The organism is Pseudarthrobacter sp. B907 (assembly GCF_040137805.1).
Lineage (GTDB): Bacteria > Actinomycetota > Actinomycetes > Actinomycetales > Micrococcaceae > Arthrobacter.
In genome coordinates this window covers 204,594-224,637 of record NZ_JBEEQE010000001.1, presented here as the reverse complement: position 1 = coordinate 224,637, position 20,044 = coordinate 204,594, and the positions used below count along the sequence as shown (strand labels likewise).

The 20,044-nt window shown below is 69.2% G+C and carries 18 protein-coding genes and 2 tRNA genes; 16 read left to right on the top strand and 4 right to left on the bottom strand.

What is annotated here, in order from left to right; genetic code table 11:
• The first annotated feature begins 57 nt into the window (after window positions 1–57).
• The 6 genes from ABLI39_RS01140 to ABLI39_RS01115 all read left to right on the top strand — a co-directional run bounded on the left by ABLI39_RS01140 (window position 58) and on the right by ABLI39_RS01115 (window position 5,670).
• Entirely contained in the window at window positions 58–1,170 is a 1,113-nt protein-coding gene (locus ABLI39_RS01140; protein WP_349411502.1) for a branched-chain amino acid aminotransferase, read from the top strand.
• 122 nt (window positions 1,171–1,292) lie between these two features.
• Window positions 1,293–1,667, top strand: a complete 375-nt coding sequence (locus ABLI39_RS01135; protein ID WP_349411500.1) for a DUF1304 family protein — start codon at window positions 1,293–1,295, stop codon at window positions 1,665–1,667.
• Entirely contained in the window at window positions 1,664–2,479 is an 816-nt protein-coding gene (locus tag ABLI39_RS01130) for an MBL fold metallo-hydrolase (RefSeq protein ID WP_502935165.1), read from the top strand. The genes ABLI39_RS01135 and ABLI39_RS01130 overlap by 4 nt, the downstream gene beginning before the upstream one ends.
• Window positions 2,480–2,489: 10 nt before the next feature.
• Window positions 2,490–3,266: a fumarylacetoacetate hydrolase family protein gene (locus ABLI39_RS01125; protein ID WP_146337260.1), complete on the top strand. Its 777-nt coding sequence runs from the start codon at window positions 2,490–2,492 to the stop codon at window positions 3,264–3,266.
• Window positions 3,267–3,385: 119 nt separating this feature from the next.
• Window positions 3,386–4,933, top strand: a complete 1,548-nt coding sequence (gltX, locus tag ABLI39_RS01120) for a glutamate--tRNA ligase (RefSeq protein WP_349411497.1) — start codon at window positions 3,386–3,388, stop codon at window positions 4,931–4,933.
• Window positions 4,933–5,670: an HAD family hydrolase gene (locus tag ABLI39_RS01115; RefSeq protein WP_349411496.1), complete on the top strand. Its 738-nt coding sequence runs from the start codon at window positions 4,933–4,935 to the stop codon at window positions 5,668–5,670. Before gltX ends, ABLI39_RS01115 begins: the two co-directional genes overlap by 1 nt.
• Before the next feature lie 94 nt (window positions 5,671–5,764).
• Here the strand turns inward: ABLI39_RS01115 and ABLI39_RS01110 are convergent, their stop codons facing one another.
• On the bottom strand, window positions 5,765–7,153 hold the full coding sequence (locus ABLI39_RS01110; protein WP_349411494.1) for a hypothetical protein: 1,389 nt from the start codon (window positions 7,151–7,153) through the stop codon (window positions 5,765–5,767).
• Between the two features lie 345 nt (window positions 7,154–7,498).
• On the opposite strand from ABLI39_RS01110, the gene ABLI39_RS01105 reads away from it, so the two are divergent.
• The 4 genes from ABLI39_RS01105 to ABLI39_RS01090 all read left to right on the top strand — a co-directional run bounded on the left by ABLI39_RS01105 (window position 7,499) and on the right by ABLI39_RS01090 (window position 11,286).
• Window positions 7,499–7,570, top strand: a tRNA-Gln gene (locus ABLI39_RS01105).
• Window positions 7,571–7,700: 130 nt separating this feature from the next.
• A tRNA-Glu gene (locus ABLI39_RS01100) sits at window positions 7,701–7,776 on the top strand.
• A gap of 118 nt (window positions 7,777–7,894) precedes the next feature.
• Window positions 7,895–9,667: a dynamin family protein gene (locus ABLI39_RS01095; RefSeq protein WP_349411602.1), complete on the top strand. Its 1,773-nt coding sequence runs from the start codon at window positions 7,895–7,897 to the stop codon at window positions 9,665–9,667.
• Complete coding sequence (locus ABLI39_RS01090; RefSeq protein WP_349411493.1) at window positions 9,664–11,286, top strand: GTPase; 1,623 nt, start codon at window positions 9,664–9,666, stop codon at window positions 11,284–11,286. Before ABLI39_RS01095 ends, ABLI39_RS01090 begins: the two co-directional genes overlap by 4 nt.
• Window positions 11,287–11,319: 33 nt before the next feature.
• On the opposite strand, the gene ABLI39_RS01085 is transcribed toward ABLI39_RS01090, so the two are convergent.
• Both ABLI39_RS01085 and ABLI39_RS01080 read right to left on the bottom strand, forming a co-directional pair.
• Window positions 11,320–11,865: a DUF1697 domain-containing protein gene (locus ABLI39_RS01085; RefSeq protein WP_349411492.1), complete on the bottom strand. Its 546-nt coding sequence runs from the start codon at window positions 11,863–11,865 to the stop codon at window positions 11,320–11,322.
• 35 nt (window positions 11,866–11,900) lie between these two features.
• A complete protein-coding gene (locus ABLI39_RS01080) occupies window positions 11,901–12,620 on the bottom strand; it encodes an IclR family transcriptional regulator (protein WP_138768991.1) in 720 nt (239 codons plus the stop codon).
• A gap of 158 nt (window positions 12,621–12,778) precedes the next feature.
• Here ABLI39_RS01080 and leuC point away from each other — a divergent pair, with 158 nt between their 5' ends.
• The 6 genes from leuC to ABLI39_RS01050 all read left to right on the top strand — a co-directional run bounded on the left by leuC (window position 12,779) and on the right by ABLI39_RS01050 (window position 19,445).
• Window positions 12,779–14,233: a 3-isopropylmalate dehydratase large subunit gene (gene leuC, locus ABLI39_RS01075; protein ID WP_349411490.1), complete on the top strand. Its 1,455-nt coding sequence runs from the start codon at window positions 12,779–12,781 to the stop codon at window positions 14,231–14,233.
• 42 nt (window positions 14,234–14,275) lie between these two features.
• On the top strand, window positions 14,276–14,878 hold the full coding sequence (gene leuD / locus ABLI39_RS01070) for a 3-isopropylmalate dehydratase small subunit (protein ID WP_349411488.1): 603 nt from the start codon (window positions 14,276–14,278) through the stop codon (window positions 14,876–14,878).
• Between the two features lie 220 nt (window positions 14,879–15,098).
• Window positions 15,099–16,424 carry a UDP-N-acetylglucosamine 1-carboxyvinyltransferase gene (gene murA / locus ABLI39_RS01065; protein WP_138768996.1) on the top strand — a complete coding sequence of 442 codons (1,326 nt, stop codon included), beginning with the start codon at window positions 15,099–15,101 and terminating at the stop codon, window positions 16,422–16,424.
• Window positions 16,425–16,432: 8 nt separating this feature from the next.
• The gene (locus tag ABLI39_RS01060; protein ID WP_349411487.1) at window positions 16,433–17,239 is read left to right on the top strand and encodes a lysophospholipid acyltransferase family protein; all 807 of its coding nucleotides are present in this window, start codon (window positions 16,433–16,435) and stop codon (window positions 17,237–17,239) included.
• Between the two features lie 5 nt (window positions 17,240–17,244).
• Entirely contained in the window at window positions 17,245–18,297 is a 1,053-nt protein-coding gene (locus ABLI39_RS01055) for an NAD(P)H-dependent glycerol-3-phosphate dehydrogenase (protein ID WP_349411600.1), read from the top strand.
• 2 nt (window positions 18,298–18,299) lie between these two features.
• The gene (locus ABLI39_RS01050; RefSeq protein ID WP_349411486.1) at window positions 18,300–19,445 is read left to right on the top strand and encodes a D-alanine--D-alanine ligase family protein; all 1,146 of its coding nucleotides are present in this window, start codon (window positions 18,300–18,302) and stop codon (window positions 19,443–19,445) included.
• Between the two features lie 25 nt (window positions 19,446–19,470).
• Here ABLI39_RS01050 and ABLI39_RS01045 read toward each other — a convergent pair whose 3' ends face one another.
• Complete coding sequence (locus tag ABLI39_RS01045; RefSeq protein WP_349411485.1) at window positions 19,471–19,974, bottom strand: DUF3515 family protein; 504 nt, start codon at window positions 19,972–19,974, stop codon at window positions 19,471–19,473.
• Window positions 19,975–20,044 lie beyond the last annotated feature (70 nt).

Below are 20,044 nucleotides of genomic sequence, written 5' to 3'. Positions count from 1 at the left end.
GCCGTGGCCCGAGGATGAACCACGTTCACACACCAGGCAGCCGACCGTGGAGGAACCATGACCCAGACTGCCCATGGCGTCGAATTCACCCAGCGGCTCTCGGCGACCCCGAAGTCCGCGCAAGAGCGTGAAGCCATCCTGGCCAACCCGGGATTCGGCGACTATTTCACCGACCACACCGCGATCGTCGACTACAGCGTCGATGCCGAGGGCAAGGGCGGCTGGCACGACGCGCGGATCGAACCCTACGGTCCCATCATGCTGGATCCCTCCGCTGCCGTGCTGCACTACGGCCAGGAAATCTTCGAAGGCCTCAAGGCCTACCGCCACGCAGACGGCTCGATCTGGACTTTCCGGCCCGAGGCCAACGCGGCCCGCCTGAACAAGTCCGCTCGCCGGCTCGCCCTCCCGGAGCTTCCGGAGGAATACTTCCTGGCGGCCATCCGCGAACTCGTCTCCGTGGACCGGGACTGGGTCCCCGCCGGCGACGGCGAAGCCCTCTACCTGCGCCCCTTTATGATCGCCACCGAGGCATTCCTGGGTGTCCGGGCAGCCCGCGAGGTCTCGTTCCGCGTCATCGCCTCCCCGGCCGGCAATTACTTCGGCGGCGAGCTGAAGCCGGTGTCGATCTGGATCTCCCGCGAATACGCCCGCGCGGGACGCGGCGGCACCGGCGCGGCCAAGTGCGGTGGCAACTATGCAGCCTCGCTGATCGCCCAGCAGGAGGCAGAGGCCCACGGTTGCAAGCAGGTCCTGTTCCTGGACCAGTTCAACGACAACGCTGTCGAAGAACTCGGCGGAATGAACGTCTTCTTCGTGATGAAGGACGGCTCGCTGGTCACGCCGGCGCTCTCCGGCACCATCCTGGAGGGTGTCACCCGCTCCTCCGTGATCCAGGTGGCCCGCGATATGGGCCGCGAAGTGACCGAACGCAAGATCACCCTCGATGAGTGGCGCGACGGCGTCGCGGCCGGTGAGATCGCCGAGGTCTTCGCCTGCGGCACCGCCGCCGTGATCACCCCGATCGGCGTCCTCAAGGACAACACCGAATTCATCGGTTCCGAGGACGCCACGGCGGGGGAGACCACCATGGCCATCCGCGAACAGCTCCTCGGCATCCAGACCGGCACCGTCGAGGACACCCACGGCTGGCTGACCCGTCTCGCGTAGCCTGCGCATACCCGTTCGACGGCGGCCCGCACCCTCCGGTGCGGGCCGCCGTCGTCGTTGGTGCGCGCCGCTGGGTCCGGAAGACCCTGTCCCGTTGCCGCCGCCGGGGCGACACTGGTTCCATGACTGGGCTGCTGCAGGTACTGGGCGTTGTCTTCGGAGTCGTGCTGATCGCCGTCGGAACCCTGGAATCCTTTTTCTACCGCGACCAGCGCTTCTACCGACTGTTTCTGATCAAGCCGGAAGACGTGCCGGCCGTTCGGATGTGGACCTTCAACCTCGGCTTCTACAACATGGTTTGGGGCGTCGGCGCAATCATTGGCGCGCTTATGCTGACGGGGGCCGAGCCCGCGGCCGGGCGTGCGCTGCTGCTCTTCACCGCTGCCGGCCACGTGATCCTCGGCGTCATCCTGGTCCTTTCGGAGCGGCGGCTCTGGGCCAGCGCCATCGCCGAGGCACTGCTGCCGGCAGTGATTGTTGCCCTCCTGCTCCTATGAAGGCCCTGCGGTGGGAAGATGGAAGGGTGATTCCCGACGATGCCCGCTCCCTGGTCCGCAGCACCGAGCTGACGCGATTCCGCCTGGCTCCGAACCCCGGCCCGATGAGCCTGCACGGCACCAACTCCTATGTGGTCGCCGCCCCAGGCTCGCCGAACGTCGTCGTCGTGGATCCAGGACCGCTCGACGAGGAACATCTGCGCGAGCTGACCGAATACGGCGCCGTGGAGCTGATCCTTATCACGCACCGCCATGCCGACCACACCGCGGCCGCTGCACGGTTCTCCGAGCTCACGGGTGCTCCCGTCCGCGCCGCGGATCCCGCGCACTGCCACGGCGCAGGGCCGCTCCAGGAGGGCGAGGTGCTGCACGCCGCCGGCGTGGAGATCCGGGTGCTGGCGACGCCGGGGCACACCTCCGACTCAGTCTGCTTCCACCTTCCGGAGGACGGCGCCCACGGAGCCGTCCTCACCGGCGACACCATTCTGGGCGTCGGCACCACCGTCCTGGACTACCCGGACGGCACGCTGGGGGATTATCTCGACTCGCTGGACCGGCTGGAGAGCCTCGGCCCGGCCACGGTCCTGCCCGCCCACGGGCCCATGCTGCCGGCCCTGGACAGCATTGTGCGGGCCTACCGGGACCACCGGCAGGACCGCCTTGGCCAGATCCGCGCCGCCCTCGCCGAGCTCGGCGCGGAAGCCGGTGTGCAGGAGGTGGCGAACGCCGTTTACGCCGCCGTCGACCCCGCCGTCCGGCCCGCGGCGGAACTGTCCGTCGCCGCGCAGCTGGAGTACCTGCGCGGACGGTAGGCTTGGAACCATGCGTATCGCCCGGTTTGTAGTCGATTCTGATCCCATGTACGGCATTGTTGAGGGCCAGCCCGGCAGTGAGGAAATCACTGTCATCAACGGCGACCCCTTCTTCCACGGTGTGGAACGGACCGCCGTCAAGCACAAACTGGAGGATGTCCGCCTCCTCGCGCCGATCATCCCGCGCAGCAAGGTCATCGGCGTCGGCCGCAACTTCGTGGAGCACGCCCACGAGCTCGGCAACGAGGTGCCGGCGCAGCCGCTGCTCTTCCTCAAGCCCAACACCTCGGTGATCGGACCCAACGATCCGATCATCCTGCCGGAATTTTCCGAGGAGGTCTCCTTCGAGGCCGAGCTGTGCGTTGTGATCGGCCGGATCTGCAAGGACGTCCCGGAAGAACGCGTCGACGACGTCGTCTTCGGCTACACCTGCGGCAACGACCTCACCGCCCGGGATGTGCAGAAAACGGACCTGCAGTGGGCCCGCGCCAAGGGCTTCGACACCTCGGCGCCGCTGGGGCCCTGGATCGAGACCGAGCTGGACACCGAGGACCTGCAGATCCAGGGTCGTCTCAACGGCGAGCTCCGCCAGGACGGCAGCACCAGCCAGATGATCCGCGGCGTCCGCGAGCTCGTGTCCATCGTCTCGCAGGCGTTTACGCTGCTCCCCGGCGACGTGATCATGACCGGTACCCCGGCCGGCGTCGGTCTGGTCCAGGCCGGTGACCGCTTTGAGGTCGAGATCGAGGGCATTGGACGCCTCTCCAACCCGGTGGTCCGCCGCTAACGTCTCCGCGGCGGAAGAAACCGCGCCGGTTTCGGACAGCCGCACCGTGGATCCACGGTGCGGCTGTCCATTTTTGTAGCGGAATCCGGCGCCGGGCACGCGGTAAAGTTGGTACCACTATGACTACTCCCACCGCGCCCGACGCCGTCTCCAGCACTGCCACCACGGAACTGACCCGTGAAGCCACCCGTGAAGTCACCGCCGAAACCCCGGTCCGCGTCCGGTTCTGCCCGTCGCCGACCGGCACCCCGCACGTCGGCCTGATCCGTACGGCACTCTTCAACTGGGCCCACGCCAAGCACACCAAGGGCACTTTCGTCTTCCGCATCGAAGACACCGACGCGGCGCGCGACTCGGAGGAGAGCTACCAGCAGCTGCTCGAGGCCCTCAAGTGGCTCGGCATCAGCTGGGAAGAAGGCGTCGAAGTGGGCGGCCCGCACGAGCCCTACCGCCAGTCGCAGCGCCTGGACCTCTATAAGGACGTCGTCGCCAAGCTCCTGGAGGCCGGCTACGCCTACGAGTGCTACTCCTCCCCGGAGGAAGTCGAGGCCCGCCACCGCGCCGCCGGCCGGGATCCCAAGCTCGGCTACGACAACTTCGACCGCGAGCTCACCGACGAGCAGCTGGCCGCCTTCAAGGCCGAAAGCCGCCAGCCCGTCCTGCGCGTCCGGATGCCGGACGAGGACGTCACCTTTACCGACATGGTCCGCGGCGAGATCACCTTCAAGGCCGGCAGCATCCCCGACTATGTGATTGTCCGCGCCGACGGCTCGCCGCTCTACACCCTGGTCAACCCGGTCGACGATGCGCTGATGGGCATTACCCACGTGCTGCGCGGCGAGGACCTGCTGTCCTCCACGCCCCGCCAGGTGGTGCTCATCCGGGCGCTGATGGACATCGGCGTCGCCAGCTACCTGCCGGTGTTCGGCCACCTGCCGTACGTCATGGGGGAGGGCAACAAGAAGCTCTCCAAGCGCGACCCGCAGTCCAACCTTTTCCTGCTCCGGGACCGTGGCTTCATCCCCGAGGGCCTGCTGAACTACCTGTCCCTGCTGGGCTGGAGCCTCTCCGCCGACGAGGACATCTTTACCGTGGACCAGCTGATCGAAAACTTCGACGTCAACGATGTCCTCGCCAACCCGGCCCGCTTCGACATCAAAAAGGCCGAAGCGATCAACGGCACGCACATCCGCATGCTGGCCCCGGAGGACTTCCGCGGCCGGCTGGTGCCCTACCTGCAGGCCGCCGGCCTGGTGGGGGAGAACCTCACCCCCCGCGAGGAGGAGATCCTCGCCGAGGCGGCGCCGCTGATCCAGGAGCGCATCTCGCTCCTCGGCGAAGCCCCGGAGATGCTCGCCTTCCTGTTCAAGGCCGACGACGCGATCGACGTCGCCGACGACGCCCGCAAGGGCCTGCCGGAGAACCTCACCGAGGTGCTCGACGCCGCATTGGCCGCGCTCGAGCCTGTCGCGGACTGGACCGCCGAGAACATCCAGGCTGCCTTGAAGGAGGCCCTCGTCGAAGGCCTCGGCGTGAAGCCGCGGCTGGCTTTCGGGCCCGTCCGCACGGCCGTCTCGGGCCGCCGGATCTCCCCGCCGCTGTTCGAATCCATGGTCACCCTGGGCAAGGATTCATCCCTGGCCCGGCTGCGCGCGTTCCGCGGCTGATGAACGGCGGGGCCGGCTCCGGCAGCGGTGTCCTTGCCTCCGGGCTCGACGGCATCCGCGGGGTGCTGTTCGACATCGACGACACCCTGGTGGACCTCGAGTTCGCGATGACGTCGGCGCTGCGCGGCGTCAGCGAGCACCTCCTGCCGGGCCTTGACGAGGCGGGCTGGGAGCGGTTCGGCCGGATCTTCACGCGCGAGACGACCCACTTCTACGACCGCTACCTGGCCGGTGAACTGAGCTTCAACGAACAGCGCCTGCTGCGCGGCCGGGCCGCGCTGGGGCACTTCGGCGTCGAACTGGAGGAAGGCGAACAGGCCCACCACTGGGTCAGCTCCTACGCCAGCCTCCAGCACAGTTACATCCGCGCCTTCGACGACGTGGCTCCGTTGCTGGACGCCCTGGACGCCGCCGGCGTCCCCTACGGCGCCGTCAGCAACAATGTGCACGACTACCAGCGGGTGAAGCTCGACGCCGCGGGGCTGCGCCGCGTCGGCGTCCTGGTCGGCACGGACACGGTCGGCGTGCCCAAGCCGGATCCCGCTATCTACCTTGAAGGCGTGCGCCGGCTCGGCACCGACCCCGGCGAAACGCTGTATGTCGGCGACAACCGCCTGCTCGACGCGGAAGGGTCGACGGCGGCCGGCCTGCTGGGCGTCTGGCTGAACCGCGGCGGCGAACCCGCCCCCGGCTTCGCCGGCCGCGAGGTCGTCTCGCTGCTGGACCTGCTGGCCTGACCCCGGAGCGGCCACAGCCGGTCCACAACAATCGGCCCTGCCGTCGGAGAAGGTTCCGCCGGCAGGGCCGTTTTCTTGTGCTGTTTGCCGGTGGCTAGGCCGTCTTCTCTGCCAGCCGCCGGTTCCGCAGGGCCAGGTACCCTCCGACGGCGCCGAGGGCAAGGAGTGCCACGAGGCCCAGGGCCACCGCGGCGTCGGCCTTGACCATGTTCGACGGCGAGACGGCAGCGGCACTGGAGTACAGCGTGCCGGTGCCCGCGGCAATCTTGGCGTTGCCGTCGGCCAGTTTGTCGGCCCCGGCGGACAGCTGCGATGAGCCGGAAGCCAGCTTGGTGTTCCCCTCGGAGAGCTGTGTTGCGCCGGATGCCAGGGCCGTGGAACCGTTGAGCAGTCCGGGGTTGGCCGGATCAGCGGGGTCGCCCTTGATGCCGGCGTTCAGGGCCAGTGTGCCGTCGGCGAGGCGGGAGCTGCCATCGGCCAGCCTGGCGGTCGCCTTGAGCAGACCGGGGTGCTCGGGGTCGCCAGGAACGCCGTCCATGCCGACCCGGATCTTCGCGGTGCCCTCGGCTAGCAGCGCGGTGCCCATGACCACACCCGGGCTGTTGGGATCGCGGCTGTTGAGCTTGGCTGCCAGGGTGGCGAACCCAGCAGTGAGCTTGCCGGTGCCGGCGTGGAGCTGGCCGGCCCCGGCGTTGAGCTGGCCCGCACCAGCCTGGAGCTGGGACGCCCCGGCATCCAGTCGCTGGGCACCGGCGAGGATTTTCGCGATCTTGTCTTTGACCACGGCAAGCGGCACGGCCCCCTGGAGGGGATCGTTGGCGGCCGCGTACAGCTGCTCCAGGGCCTGGGCGAGCGCAGCCGTTCCGGTGCCGGCCGCAGGGTCATTGTTCGCCCCGCGGTAGCCCTTCAGCTGGTCGGTGCCGGCCGCCAGCTGGCCGGTGCCGGCCTCCAGCCGGGCCGCCCCGGCGTCGAGCTGGGTGGCGCCGTCGGCCAGGTTGTTTTCGGCGTTGCCCGCGGCGGTGGGGGTAAGGGCGGCGGAGAGCTGAACGGCCCCCGCGGCGAGCTTTTGGGCGCCGTCGTCCACCTTGTACACGGCGGGGGTCAGCTTATTGCTGACATCCGTTTCAATCTTCACCGAACCCTCGGCGAGCTGGCTGGCGCCTTCCTGGAGCTGTTCTGCGCCCGGGGCGAGTTTGCCGGCGATGCCGGCGCGGACCTTCTCGGCACCTTCCGAGAGCTTGCCCGCGCCGGTATCGGCCTGGCCTGCGCCGGTGGCGAGCTTGCCTGCGCCGTCCTTCAGTTGCTGGGCACCGGTTGCGGCCTGCCCGGCTCCGTCGTTGAGCTTCGCGGAACCGTCTGTGATCCTTCCGGTAACCAGGGTGTAAAACCCCAGCAGCGCAATCAGCAGCAGGGCCAGGACGGCGATGGCGATCTGTTGAGCACGGGTGCGGGTCGGGGCGGTGGCGGCACGACTCTGTGACACAGGTTGTTCCTCTCGACGATCTCGCCGGCAACGGCTCTGCTACCGGCCCCCAATATGTGATGCAGCTAACATCCAAAAATAGACGTTGCTCCGCCCTCAACTGGGTGGGGGAGGAGTTGTTACTCATTGGTAACTTACCGAGCGTAAACTTAGCGGCGCCGGATTGGCAAGGGTTTTTTGGGGATAACCCTGGATATTTAGGTCCACGCGGCTGGCGGTGGGGCCGCTGGGGCTGGCGGGGCGGGCCCGATTTGTGCCGGACAAAAGTCTCGGGTAAAGTAATTACTCGTGCTGAGGCGCTGGGAGCGCGGGTTTGGACCTGCGAAACCGGCCCGAAAGTTCCATTGGGATATGGTGTAATTGGCAACACTACGGTTTCTGGTACCGTCATTCTAGGTTCGAGTCCTGGTATCCCAGCTCTGAAAAACCCGCGGATTTCCGCGACGGATCAGGGGTTCCGAGCCGGCCGCGCCGATTTGGAACACATGCCGAGTTTATGAAATACTGACTTGGCTTGAACGGCAGAAATGCTGTTTGGAAAGTACAGGGCCCCATCGTATAGCGGCCTAGTACGCTGCCCTCTCACGGCGGTAACGCGGGTTCGAATCCCGCTGGGGTCACCATCAGAACGGTCCCGGGCATCAGCCCGGGGCCGTTTTTGTTTGCCCGCCACCGCACGTCGGGGGCTGCGGGCGCGCCGGCGCGGGCCGGTCCAACTGGCATGATGATGCTGTGAGCTCCATGGAAAGCGCCGGCCCGACCGGGCAACAGTCCCAAGCCGCACGCCAGGGCGCTGCCGTCGAACTGCTCGAGGCAGTGCGGAAGGAGCTGTCCGCGGTGTCGCTGCCGCTGGCCCTGCCCGGCGCCGAGGCCGCCCGGCTGGACATCCGCCAGGCCCTGGCCCAGCTGGATGACTACATCCTGCCCCGCTACCGCAGCTTGGATGCCCCGCTGCTCGCCGTAGTCGGCGGGTCCACCGGAGCGGGCAAATCCACGCTCGTCAACGGGCTCGTGGGGCATGCGGTCACCCGGGCCGGAGCGATCCGGCCCACAACCAGGCAGCCCATCCTGCTGCACCACCCCGGCGACGCTGCCTGGTTCGAGGACCAGCGGGTGTTGCCGAACCTGAGCCGGATCCGCGGCACCGTGGTCGCCGCGCCGCTGCCCGCCAACCGGGCCGGCCCCGCCCCGGACGCCGCCGCCATCACCTCGCTGGTGCTCGCCGCCGACCCGGCCGTGCCGCCGGGCATCGCGCTGCTCGATGCCCCCGACGTGGACTCCATCTCCGATGACAACCGCAGGCTTGCGGGACAACTGCTCGCCGCCGCTGACCTGTGGGTCTTCGTCACCACCGCCAACCGCTACGCCGACGCCGTGCCCTGGCGCCTGCTGCTCGACGCAGCCTCCCGCGACATCATGGTGGTCGTGGTGCTGGACCGGGTGCCGCAGGCCGCCGAAGAGGAGGTCAGCGCCGATCTTCGCTCCATGCTCGGCCGCGAGGGCCTGGGCTCCGCCCGGCTGTTTGTGGTTCCCGAGGTGGCACTGGATGCGATGGGTATGCTGCCCGCCGACGCCGTCGCCCCGCTGCGGAACTGGCTCCGGGAACTCGCCGCCGATGCCGCCGGCCGCGCGGCGATCGCCCGCCGGACGCTCAACGGCACGGTCAAGGCCCTCGGCGGGCGGGTGGATGCGGTAGCGGAAGCCGTCCGCGCCCAGCACCGCGCGGCCGGACGGCTGGGCAGCGACGCCGGCAACGCCTACGAGGACGCCGTGGGCAGGATCCTCGACGCCACCCGGGACGGCGCCCTGCTCCGCGGCGAAGTCCTGGCCCGCTGGCAGGACTTTGTGGGCACCGGCGAATTCTTCCGCGTCATGGAGCAGAACATCGGCAGGTTGCGGGACCGGATGGGTGCTTTCTTCCGTGGAGAGCCCACCCCGGCCGTGCGCGTGGAGACAGCAATTGAGACCGGCCTGCAGGCGGTCATCCTCGACGAGGCAGCCAACGCCGCCGAAGAGGCAGACCGGCGCTGGCGGTCGGACCCGGCCGGCCGGCAGCTGCTCGGCACCGACGACCTCTCGGGCACCAGCGAAGGCTTCGCCGACGCCGTTGCCGCCGAGATCAGGGCCTGGCAGGGCAGCCTGATGGAACTGATCCGCACCGAAGGCCAAGGCAAGCGCAGCCAGGCGCGCTGGCTTTCCTTTGGCATCAACGGCCTCGGCGCGGCGCTGATGATCGTTGTCTTCTCCATGACCGCGGGCCTGACCGGCCTCGAGATCGGCGTGGCCGGCGGCACCGCCGTCGTCGGCCAGCGCGTGCTCGAAGCAGTCTTCGGCGAAGACGCCGTGCGCCGACTGGCCAAGACCGCTCGAGACGACCTGCAGGCCCGCTGCCAGCGCCTCCTCCAGGCCGAAAGCCGGCGCTTCCTGGACCGGCTGGACGCCCCCGGTGCGGTTCCGCCGGCAGCCCTCGCGGAACAGGCAGAAGCCCTCGGCCGTCTGGCAGGCGCTGCATGAACCGCCACGGCGCCGCCCGGCAGGCCTCGCAGCTGCACCGCCGGTTGGAAGCCCTGGACGAGGCCCGGCAACTGGCCGCCGGCGCCCTGCCCGAGGCGACCCTGGACGAGGTGCTCGACGTCCTGGAACGGGCGAGTTCACGCCGCTCGCTCTCGGCGGAGCACACCGTGGTGGGCTTCTTCGGCGCGACTGGAAGCGGCAAGTCCTCGCTCTTCAATGCCGTCAGCGGGGCCGAGATCGCCACGGCGGCCGCCCGGCGCCCCACGACCTCCGAACCCCTTGCCGGTATCTGGGGCGCGGACGGCAGCGAAGCCCTGCTGGACTGGCTCGAGGTCCGCAACCGGCACCACGCCGACGCCGTGCCCGGGTTCGCCGATGAGGCCACCGGGCTGATCCTGCTGGACCTGCCCGACTTTGACTCGACCCGTTCGGAAAACCGGGAGATCGTCCAGCGCATGGTGGGGCTCGTGGACGTGCTGGTCTGGGTGCTGGACCCGCAGAAATACGCCGACGCCGCGGTTCACAATGACTTCCTGGCCCCGCTCGCCTCGCACGCGGCGGTGACGCTGGTGGTGCTCAACCAGGTGGACCGGCTGCCCGAGCATGAGATCCGTCCGGTGCTGGAGTCCCTCAAGGCCATTCTGGCGAGGGACGGGCTGGGCAAGGTTCAGGTGCTGGGCGCCTCGGCCGTCGTTGGCACCGGCGTGGACAAGGTCCGGGCCGCGATCCGGCAGGTCGCCATGCAGCGGCTGGCGCTCTCACAGCGTCTCGCGGCGGACGTTGACCGGGCCGCGCAACGTCTCACCGAAGCCTCGGGCGCCGGGGAGGCTGCCGGCGTGAAGGCCGGAACCCGGGACCGGCTGGCCGGCGAGCTGGCCGTGGCCGCGAACGTGCCGCTGGTGGTCGACGCCGTGGCCCGCTCCTACCGGCAGGAAGCCACCCGCCGCACCGGCTGGCCCGTGGCCCGCTGGCTGGTCCGGTTCCGGCCGGACCCGCTGCGGCGGCTGAACCTGCGCCGGTCCGGGGAGAAGCCGGAGTTGAACCGGACCTCGCTGCCGCCCGCAGGAGCCCCGGAGCGGGCCCGCACCGACGCCGCCGTGCGGCAGTTTGCCGACGCCGCCTCCGACGGCGCCCCCGGGCCCTGGCGGGCGGTCATCCGCGGGGCGGCCCGGGAAGGCCGGGAGCGGCTCCCCGACGCCCTGGACCAGGCTATCGCCGGCACGGACCTCAAAGCAGGCCGCGGCTCCTGGTGGTGGACCGCCTTCAACGCTGTCCAGTGGCTGGGCCTGCTCACCGCACTCGGCGGTCTCGGCTGGCTCGGGGTGCTGGCGGCCCTGGCGTACTTCCAGCTGCCGGTTCCGGAAGTCCCGCGGGTGCAGGGCTGGCCCGTCCCGACAGTCCTGGTGGCCGGAGGCGTGCTGCTGGGCATCGTGCTGGCCGTCGCGGCAAGATTCATTGCCGGCGCCGCGGCGCGTGCCCGCGCGGCGGCGGCCGGCAGGCGGCTGCGCGCCTCGGTTGCCGCCGTCGCGGAGGACCTCGTGGTCGCCCCCGTGGAGCTGGAGGTCAGCCGCCTCCGGTCCTTCAACGCCGCACTGAAGTCCGCCGCGGGCCGAGGTTAGCCGCGGGCTGAGGCCCGTCGCGGAGCGCCGCGGCTAGCCTGCGCCCGGCGGCACGGCGGCGTCGCGGACCTTGATCATGGTCCGCAGGTTACGGGTGGTGGTGCTGGCCTTGTAGCGGGCCTTGGCGGAGAGTTTGCTGAACGGGCTCTCGAGGGTGCCGCCGGCCGGGGCCAGCCAGGCCACGGCTTCGGGCGCCAGCCGGGCCAGCTCCACTCCGTCCAGGGCCCGGCCGGCGTCGTACAGCTCGGTAAGGATCTCCGGATCCGAGGACAGCGTGACATAGCTGTGTGTGGCCTTGTCATCCGCGGGGTAGGGGCAGGCCTCCACCAGCGCCGCCACCTGGGCCGCGCTCAGCACCACCACCCAGGCGTCGTAGCCGAATGTTTCGCGCAGGCAGGCCTCGAACTCGGTCTTCACGCCGGCGGCCGGAAGTTCACTGGAGAGCACCACGTTGCCGCTGGCGAGCAGCGTTGCCACGGCTGAGAACGGGCGTGATTTCAGGGCCGCTTTGAGGTCGGCCATCTTGATGTTGATGCCGCCCAGGTTGACCCCGCGCAGGAAGACCGCGTAGCTGTTCATGGGCACAGCCTAGCGCCGCGGATCGCCGGCCGGGGTCAGTCGTTGGTCTTGCGCAGCGCCTCGGTCAGGACGCGCGCGGCGTTGCAGACCACCTCGGCGTGCAGGCGGCCCGGCTGGCGGGTCAGGCGTTCAATCGGCCCGGAGATGGAGACGGCGGCGATCACCCGGCCGGAAGGCCCGCGGACGGGCGCCGACACCGAGGCGACCCCCGGCTCACGCTCGCCGAGGCTCTGGGCCCAGCCCCGGCGTCGTACCCCGGCCAGGACGGTGGGCGTAAAGCGGGCCGCCTGGAGGCCCTCCAGCAGGCGGTCGTGGTCCTCCCAGGCCAGCAGCACCTGGGCGGCGGATCCGGCCTTCATGGACAGCTGGGTGCCGACCGGGATGGTGTCCCGCAGGCCGATGGGCCGTTCGGCGGACGCCACGCAGACCCGCCAGTCGCCCTGGCGGCGGAAGATCTGGGCGCTTTCGCCGGTGGCGTCGCGCAGTTGCATCAGGACGGGCCCGGCGGTGGCGATCAGCCGGTCCTCACCGGCGGCCGAGGCAAGTTCCACCAGCCGGCTGCCGAGGACAAAGCGGCCCTGGATGTCGCGGCTGACGAGGCGGTGGTGGACAAGCGCCAGGGCGAGGCGGTGCACGGTAGGCCGGGCCAGGCCGGTCGCGGCCACGAGCTGCGCCAGGGTGGTGGGTCCGGCCTCGAGTGCGTCAAGCACATGGGCCGCTTTATCGATGACACCGACGCCACTAGAATTGTCCATGTAATGATATTGCCGTCTCAATATCTGAGATGCAAATCATTGCGCTGGCGCATCCGGCGGTTGGGCTGATTCAGTGGAGAGCATCAACCCGCGGGAGCGGGACCAAGCACGGCGGCGAAGTTACACACGCGGCGAAAAAGCAGTGAAGGGAGCAGGCCGTGGCAAAGACATTGGCCGAGAAAGTCTGGGACGCGCACGTGGTGCGCAAGGGGGACGGCGAAGGCGCCAACGCCCAGCCGGACCTCCTTTTCATCGACCTCCACCTGGTGCATGAGGTGACCTCCCCGCAGGCTTTCGAGGGCCTGCGGCTCGCCGGCCGGAAGCTGCGCCGGCCGGACCTCACCATCGCCACGGAGGACCACAACACTCCCACGCTGGCCATCGACAAGCCAATCGCGGACCTCACCAGCCGGACCCAGATCGAGACCCTGCGCAACAACTGCAAGGAGTTCGGCGTCCGCCTGCACTCCCTTGGCGACGCCGAGCAGGGGATCGTGCACGTGGTCGGCCCGCAGCTGGGACTGACCCAGCCGGGCATGACCGTGGTGTGCGGCGACTCGCACACCTCCACGCACGGCGCCTTCGGCGCGCTCGCGATGGGCATCGGCACTTCCGAGGTGGAGCACGTGATGGCCACCCAGACGCTCTCGCTGAAGCCGTTCAAGACCATGGCCATCAATGTCGAGGGCAGGCTGCGCCCCGGCGTCTCGGCCAAGGACATCATCCTGGCCGTGATTGCCAAGATCGGCACCGGCGGCGGCCAGGGCTACGTCCTCGAGTACCGCGGCTCCGCGATCCGGGCGCTCTCCATGGAGGCCCGGATGACCATCTGCAACATGTCCATCGAGGCCGGCGCCCGGGCCGGCCTGGTCGCCCCTGACCAGACCACCTACGATTACATGCACGGCCGCCCGCACGCGCCCCAGGGCGCCGACTGGGAGGCCGCCGTCGAATACTGGAACACCCTGCGCACCGACGACGGCGCCGTCTTCGACGCCGAGGTGGACCTCGACGCCGACACCCTGGAACCGTTCGTGACGTGGGGGACCAACCCCGGCCAGGGCGTGTCGCTGTCCGCCAAGGTGCCCTCCCCGGCGGACTTCGGCGACGAGAACGCCAAAGCCGCCGCCGAACGTGCCCTGCAGTACATGGGCCTCGAGCCCGGCACGCCGATGAAGGACATCCGGGTCGACACCGTGTTCCTCGGCTCCTGCACCAACTCCCGGATGGAGGACCTCCGGGCCGCCGCGGACATCATCCGCGGCCGCACCAAGGACCCGAACATCCGGATGCTTGTGGTCCCCGGCTCCGCGCGCGTCCGGCTCGAAGCCGAGGCCGAGGGCCTGGACAAAGTCTTTACGGACTTCGGCGCCGAATGGCGGTTCGCAGGCTGCTCGATGTGCCTGGGCATGAACCCGGACCAGCTGGAGGTGGGGGAGCGCTGCGCCTCCACGTCCAACCGCAACTTCGAGGGCCGGCAGGGCAAGGGCGGCCGCACCCACCTGGTCTCGCCCGTCGTCGCCGCGGCGACGGCGGTGCGCGGGACGCTGAGCTCGCCGTCGGACCTGGAATCCGAGCCCGCGTCCGCCGGCCACCGCGCCGGCACCGCATAGCGTCCGCCTGCACCGGTCCCCACCGCCAACGAAGGATCCGCCATGGAAAAGTTCACCACCCACACCGGCATCGGTGTCCCGCTGCGCCAGAGCAACGTCGACACCGACCAGATCATCCCCGCCGTCTACCTCAAGCGCATCACCCGGACGGGGTTCGAGGACGCGCTCTTCTCCGCCTGGCGCAAGGACCCGGCGTTCATCCTGAACCAGGACCCGTTCAGCGCAGGCTCCGTGCTGGTCGCCGGGCCCGACTTCGGCACCGGATCCTCCCGCGAGCACGCCGTCTGGGCACTGAAGGACTACGGCTTCAAGGCCGTGCTGTCCTCCCGCTTCGCGGACATTTTCCGGGGCAACTCGGGCAAGCAGGGCCTGCTGGCCGCCGAGCTGGCCCAGGACGATATTGAACTCATCTGGAAGGTGCTGGAAAACGCCCCGGGCACCGAGGTCAAGGTGGACCTCGTCTCCAAGACGGTCGAATGTGGCAACGTCGTCGCGCCGTTCGACATTGACGACTACACCCGCTGGCGCCTGCTCGAAGGCCTGGATGACATCGGCCTGACCCTCCAGCATGAAGAGGACATCACCGCGTACGAGGCCACCCGGCCGGCCTTCAAGCCCACGACGCTACCGGCCAAGCTGTCCTAGTTCGGCGTCGCACCACAACAACGCGGGGTCACTTACGGCCCATTCCGAGAGCCGGGACGGGCCGTAAGTGACCCCGCGTCGTGTGTTTTCCGACGGCTAAGGCGGGGCCCGCCACGAAGGCCCGCACCGCGCCGTATTTCAGATCGGTAACGCAAGCTCCTATGCTTAGCTGGAGCCTTTGTAAGGATTTGGGGGCGAGTAGTCGTGAGGAAACTGGTAAATGAGTAGTGTTCTGACAATCCGCGGAGGCGTCCCGCTGACCGGCCGCGTCACCGTCCGCGGGGCCAAGAATCTTGTCCCCAAGGCGATGGTTGCTGCCCTGCTGGGCAACGAGCCGTCCGTGCTGCGCAACGTCCCGGAAATCAAGGACGTTGAGGTTGTCACCAGCCTGCTCCAGCTCCACGGTGTCACGGTGGACAAGGACCCCGTCACCGGGGACCTCACGCTGGACCCGACGAACGCCAAGACGGCCTCGCACACGGCTATCGACGCGCACGCCGGCGACTCGCGCATCCCGATCCTGCTCTGCGGACCTCTGATCCATGCCATCGGCGAGGCGTTCATCCCGGACCTCGGCGGCTGCAAGATCGGCGACCGCCCGATCGACTACCACCTGAACGTGCTGCGCCAGTTCGGCGCCGTCGTCGAGAAGCGCCCGGGCGGCATCCATATCTCCGCACCCAACGGGCTCAAGGGCGCCAAGATCGCGCTGCCCTACCCCTCTGTCGGGGCAACCGAGCAGGTCCTGCTCAGCGCCACCCGCGCCGAGGGCATCACCGAACTCTCCGGTGCGGCCACCGAGCCCGAAATCGTCGACCTCATCGCCGTGCTGCAGAAGATGGGCGCCATCATCAGCGTCCAGACCGACCGCACCATCCGGATCGAAGGCGTCCAGGACCTGGGCGGCTACAACCACCGGGCCCTGTCCGACCGCAACGAATCCGCATCCTGGGCCTCCGCCGCGCTGGTGACCCGCGGCGACATCTTCGTCGAAGGCGCCACCCAGCGCGACATGATGACGTTCCTGAACACCTACCGCAAGGTCGGCGGCGGCATGGACATCGGCGACGACGGCATCCGCTTCTACCACCCCGGCGGCAAGCTCAGCCCGCTGGTGCTCGAAACCGACGTGCACCCCGGGTTCATGACCGACTGGCAGCAGCCGCTCATTGTGGCCCTGACCCAGGCGGAGGGCGTGTCGATCGTGCACGAGACCGTCTACGAAAACCGCTTCGGCTTCACCGACGCCCTGGTCCGGATGGGCGCCAACATCCAGGTACACCGCGAATGCCTCGGCAGTGTCCCGTGCCGCTTCGGCCAGCGGAACTTCCTGCACTCGGCCGTCATCTCCGGCCCGACGCAGCTCAAGGGCACCGACATTGACGTACCGGACCTGCGCGGCGGCTTCAGCCACCTCATCGCCGCCCTGGCGGCCACCGGCACCTCCCGGGTCACCGGCATCGACATCATCAACCGCGGCTACGAGCGTTTCACCGAAAAGCTCGCCGGCCTCGGTGCCGACTTCGACATCACCTCGGCCCGGTAGAGGACAAAGTGAAGGAAACGGCCAAGAGCCACATCACCTTTGTCATTGTGGCCGGAATCGTCCGGCCGGTCATGAACCTGCTGATGAACAAGAAGTGGGAGGGGCTGGAGAAGCTCCCCGCCGGCGGATTTATTGCCGCGCCCAACCACTGCACCGAGATCGATCCGCTCGTGATCGGCCACATGCTCTACAACCAGAAGCGGATGCCGCATTTCCTGGCCAAGGGCAGCCTCTTCAAGGTCCCGGTGCTCGGCTCGGTGCTGCGCAACACCAAGCAGGTCCCGGTGGAACGCTCGACGTCGGGCGCCAACCGTTCGCTGCAGGTCGCCAAGGAAGTAGTGGACGAAGGCGGCGCGATCATCATCTATCCCGAGGGAACACTCACCCGCGACCCCGAGCTTTGGCCGATGAAGGGCCACACCGGCGCGGCGAGGATGGCGCTGGAAAGCGGCATCCCGGTCGTCCCGATGGCCCACTGGGGGGCGCATGAGGTGTTCCCGCGCTACGCCAAGCGGTTCTACGTCTTCCCGCGGAAGACCTCGCGCGTGCTGGTGGGCGACCCGGTGGACCTGAGCGCGTTCGCCGGCCGGCCGCTGGACAAAGCGACGCTGACCGAGGCCACGAACGTGATCATGGACGCCATCACCGAACTGCTGGCCAGCCTGCGCGGCGGACAGCCGCCGCTGGTCCGCTGGGATCCCTCGGCTCACAACCAGTCCACTCACGGGCGGTTCGTCGAGCGCGGCGGCAACCCCGGCACCGCGGACAGTGGACCCGCCGCCGACGCAGGCACCGCCACGGACGGTATCCAGTGACAGCTGTGCCCCGCGGCACGGACGCCGCAGGCTCGGCCCAGAGCGTCGCCGTCCTCGGCGCCGGCTCCTGGGGGACTACCTTCGCCAAGATCCTCGCCGACGCGGCCACCGCGTCCGGCGTCGACCGCAGCATCCGGCTCTGGGGCCGCCGCGCCGCCGTCGTGGACCAGATCAACGCCGAACACCGCAACGAGCAGTACCTCAAAGGCATTGCCCTTCCGGCCAGCATCACCGCCTCCACCGACGTCGCCGAGGTCCTCGACGGCGCCGACCTGGTGGTTCTGGCTGTCCCCGCCCAGACCCTGCGGCCCCAGCTGCGCGAGTGGAGGCACCTGATCGGGTCCGGCGCCCTCGTGGTGTCTCTGATGAAGGGCCTGGAGCTGCACTCGGATGCCCGGATGAGCGAAGTCATTTGCGAGGAACTGGGCATTCCCGCCGAGCGCGTGGCAGTCGTCTCCGGTCCCAACCTGGCCATGGAAATCGCCCGCGAGGAGCCGACGGCCTCCGTTGTGGCCTGCTCCGACGCCGCGGCGGCCGGCTGGGTGGCCCGCAGCTGCACGGCCCCCTACTTCCGCCCGTACACGACGTCGGACGTGGTCGGCGTCGAAATCGGCGGCATCGTCAAGAACATCATCGCCCTCGCCGTGGGCATCTGCGAAGGCAAGCAGATGGGAGACAACACCAAGGCCTCCGTGATCACCCGCGGCCTCGCCGAGACCTCGCGGCTGACCCTGGCGCTGGGCGGCGAAGCCCAGACCATGGCGGGCCTGGCAGGCCTGGGCGACCTCGTCGCCACCTGCTCCTCGGCGCTGTCGCGGAACCACACCGCAGGGCGGCTGCTCGGCACCGGCCTGAGCCTGGAACAGGTCACCGCCGAGATGACGCAGACGGCCGAAGGCATTAAATCGGCGCAGGCCGTGCATGAACTGGCCGGCAAACTGGGCGTCGAGATGCCCATCACCGCCGCCGTCGTCGCGGTCCTGGCCGGAAAACTGTCCGTAGACCAACTGGGGCCGCTGCTGCTGTCCCGGGACCTGAAATCCGAAGGCGATTACTAACAGTGTCGGAAAAGATTGTGACTACAGAGGCCCAGCCCGGCCGCAAGCCGCGGGTCGCGGTGCTCTTCGGCGGCCGCTCCAGCGAGCACGCGGTCAGCTGCGTCACGGCGGCCGGGGTTCTCGGCGCCATCGACCAGGACAAGTATGAGGTGATCCCGATCGGGATCGCCAAGACCGGCCAGTGGGTGCTTGCCTCCGGCGACACCCGGTCGTGGTCCCTGTCCGCCTCCTCGCTGCCGGAGGTGGCGCCGTCGGAGCAGACCGTGACGCTGGCCGAGATCGGCGGCGAACACCAGCTGATCGTCGCCGCGCCCAACCAGGTCCCGCAGGAACTGGGGTCCGTGGACGTGGTCTTCCCGCTGCTGCACGGGCCGTTCGGCGAGGACGGCACCATCCAGGGGCTGCTGGAACTCTCTGACACCCGCTACGTCGGCGCCGGCGTCCTGGCGTCCGCCGTCGGCATGGACAAGCACTACATGAAGGTGGTCTTCGAGGCCGCCGGGCTGCGCGTGGGACCCTACATCGCGGTGACGGACCGGCAGTGGCTCACCGACCCGGAGCTGGTGCGCAAGCGCGTGGACGCCCTTGGCTTCCCGGTGTTCGTCAAGCCGGCGCGGGCCGGCTCCTCGATGGGCATCTCCAAGGTGGACTCGCTTGATGACCTGGATGCCGCGATCGAGGCGGCCCGGGAACATGATCCCAAGCTCGTGATCGAGGCGGGCATCATCGGCCGGGAGATCGAGTGCGCCGTGCTCGAGGGCCGCGGGACCGATGCGCCGCGCACCTCGATGCCGGGCGAGATCTCGGTGGCCGGCGGCGGACACGACTTCTACGACTTCAACGCCAAATACGTGGAGGACGACGCCGCCGCGCTCAGCTGCCCGGCCGACCTTCCCGAAGAAGCCATCGCCCGGGTCCGCGAACTCGCGGGGGTCGCCTTCGAGGCCGTGGGCGCCGAAGGCCTGAGCCGGGTGGACTTCTTCTACACGCCCGAGGGCGAGCTGATCATCAACGAGATCAACACCATGCCCGGCTTCACGCCCAAGAGCATGTACCCGCAGATGTGGAAGGCCTCCGGGCTGGGCTACGCGGAGCTGATCGACGAGCTGATCCACCTGGCCCTGCACCGCAAGACCGGCCTGCGCTGACCCCGTAGGCGCCGCGCCGGCCTGCCTACTTGCCGGTGGGCAGGTTCTGCAGGTCGGCCTGGCCCACGCAGTTCCGCGTCGCTTTCACCTTGGCTGCGGCATTGGCCAGTTCGGCCAGGACCGTCGCCGAGCTGATCTTGTCCGGATCCATCAGGATCTCCGTGGCGGGTTCACGCCCGAAGGTGGTCAGGGTCCACACCGGGTGGCCCTCCTTAATCACCCAGTCGACCCCGTTGACGCTGACGCAACGGTCCGTGGTGGGGCCGGGGACGTTGACACCGCACCGCAGCACCACCAGGGACGGATCGCCCCAGGCAGCCGTCGCCTGGCTGTTGGTCTTGCGCAGCTTCGCCTCACCGATGCTGTCCGGCAGCGCCAGCATCATCGGGGCGCAGGCGGCGTTCGCCGCATCCTTGGCCGGCGCGACGTCGACGGCGGGGGAGCAGGCGCTGAGCAGGAGCCCGGCGGCGGCAGCGGCGGCCAGAAAGCGAACGGGACGGAGCGGGCCGTGCGGGCGGAGCTGGAGCATCCACCCAGCCTATCCCGGCCCGGGGTCCGGCCCGGCCCCGCCGCTGTCAGCCCAGCACGGTAGCGTAGGG

Coding starts and splice junctions, on each gene's coding strand:
- ABLI39_RS01085 (WP_349411492.1), bottom strand. CDS start 11,865: ATGAACAGCTACGCGGTCTTCCTGCGCGGGGTCAACCTGGGCGGCATC.
- ABLI39_RS01135 (WP_349411500.1), top strand. CDS start 1,293: ATGACTGGGCTGCTGCAGGTACTGGGCGTTGTCTTCGGAGTCGTGCTG.
- ABLI39_RS01045 (WP_349411485.1), bottom strand. CDS start 19,974: ATGCTCCAGCTCCGCCCGCACGGCCCGCTCCGTCCCGTTCGCTTTCTG.
- gltX (WP_349411497.1), top strand. CDS start 3,386: ATGACTACTCCCACCGCGCCCGACGCCGTCTCCAGCACTGCCACCACG.
- ABLI39_RS01095 (WP_349411602.1), top strand. CDS start 7,895: ATGGAAAGCGCCGGCCCGACCGGGCAACAGTCCCAAGCCGCACGCCAG.
- leuD (WP_349411488.1), top strand. CDS start 14,276: ATGGAAAAGTTCACCACCCACACCGGCATCGGTGTCCCGCTGCGCCAG.
- ABLI39_RS01090 (WP_349411493.1), top strand. CDS start 9,664: ATGAACCGCCACGGCGCCGCCCGGCAGGCCTCGCAGCTGCACCGCCGG.
- ABLI39_RS01130 (WP_502935165.1), top strand. CDS start 1,664: ATGAAGGCCCTGCGGTGGGAAGATGGAAGGGTGATTCCCGACGATGCC.
- ABLI39_RS01125 (WP_146337260.1), top strand. CDS start 2,490: ATGCGTATCGCCCGGTTTGTAGTCGATTCTGATCCCATGTACGGCATT.
- ABLI39_RS01080 (WP_138768991.1), bottom strand. CDS start 12,620: ATGGACAATTCTAGTGGCGTCGGTGTCATCGATAAAGCGGCCCATGTG.
- murA (WP_138768996.1), top strand. CDS start 15,099: ATGAGTAGTGTTCTGACAATCCGCGGAGGCGTCCCGCTGACCGGCCGC.
- ABLI39_RS01115 (WP_349411496.1), top strand. CDS start 4,933: ATGAACGGCGGGGCCGGCTCCGGCAGCGGTGTCCTTGCCTCCGGGCTC.
- ABLI39_RS01140 (WP_349411502.1), top strand. CDS start 58: ATGACCCAGACTGCCCATGGCGTCGAATTCACCCAGCGGCTCTCGGCG.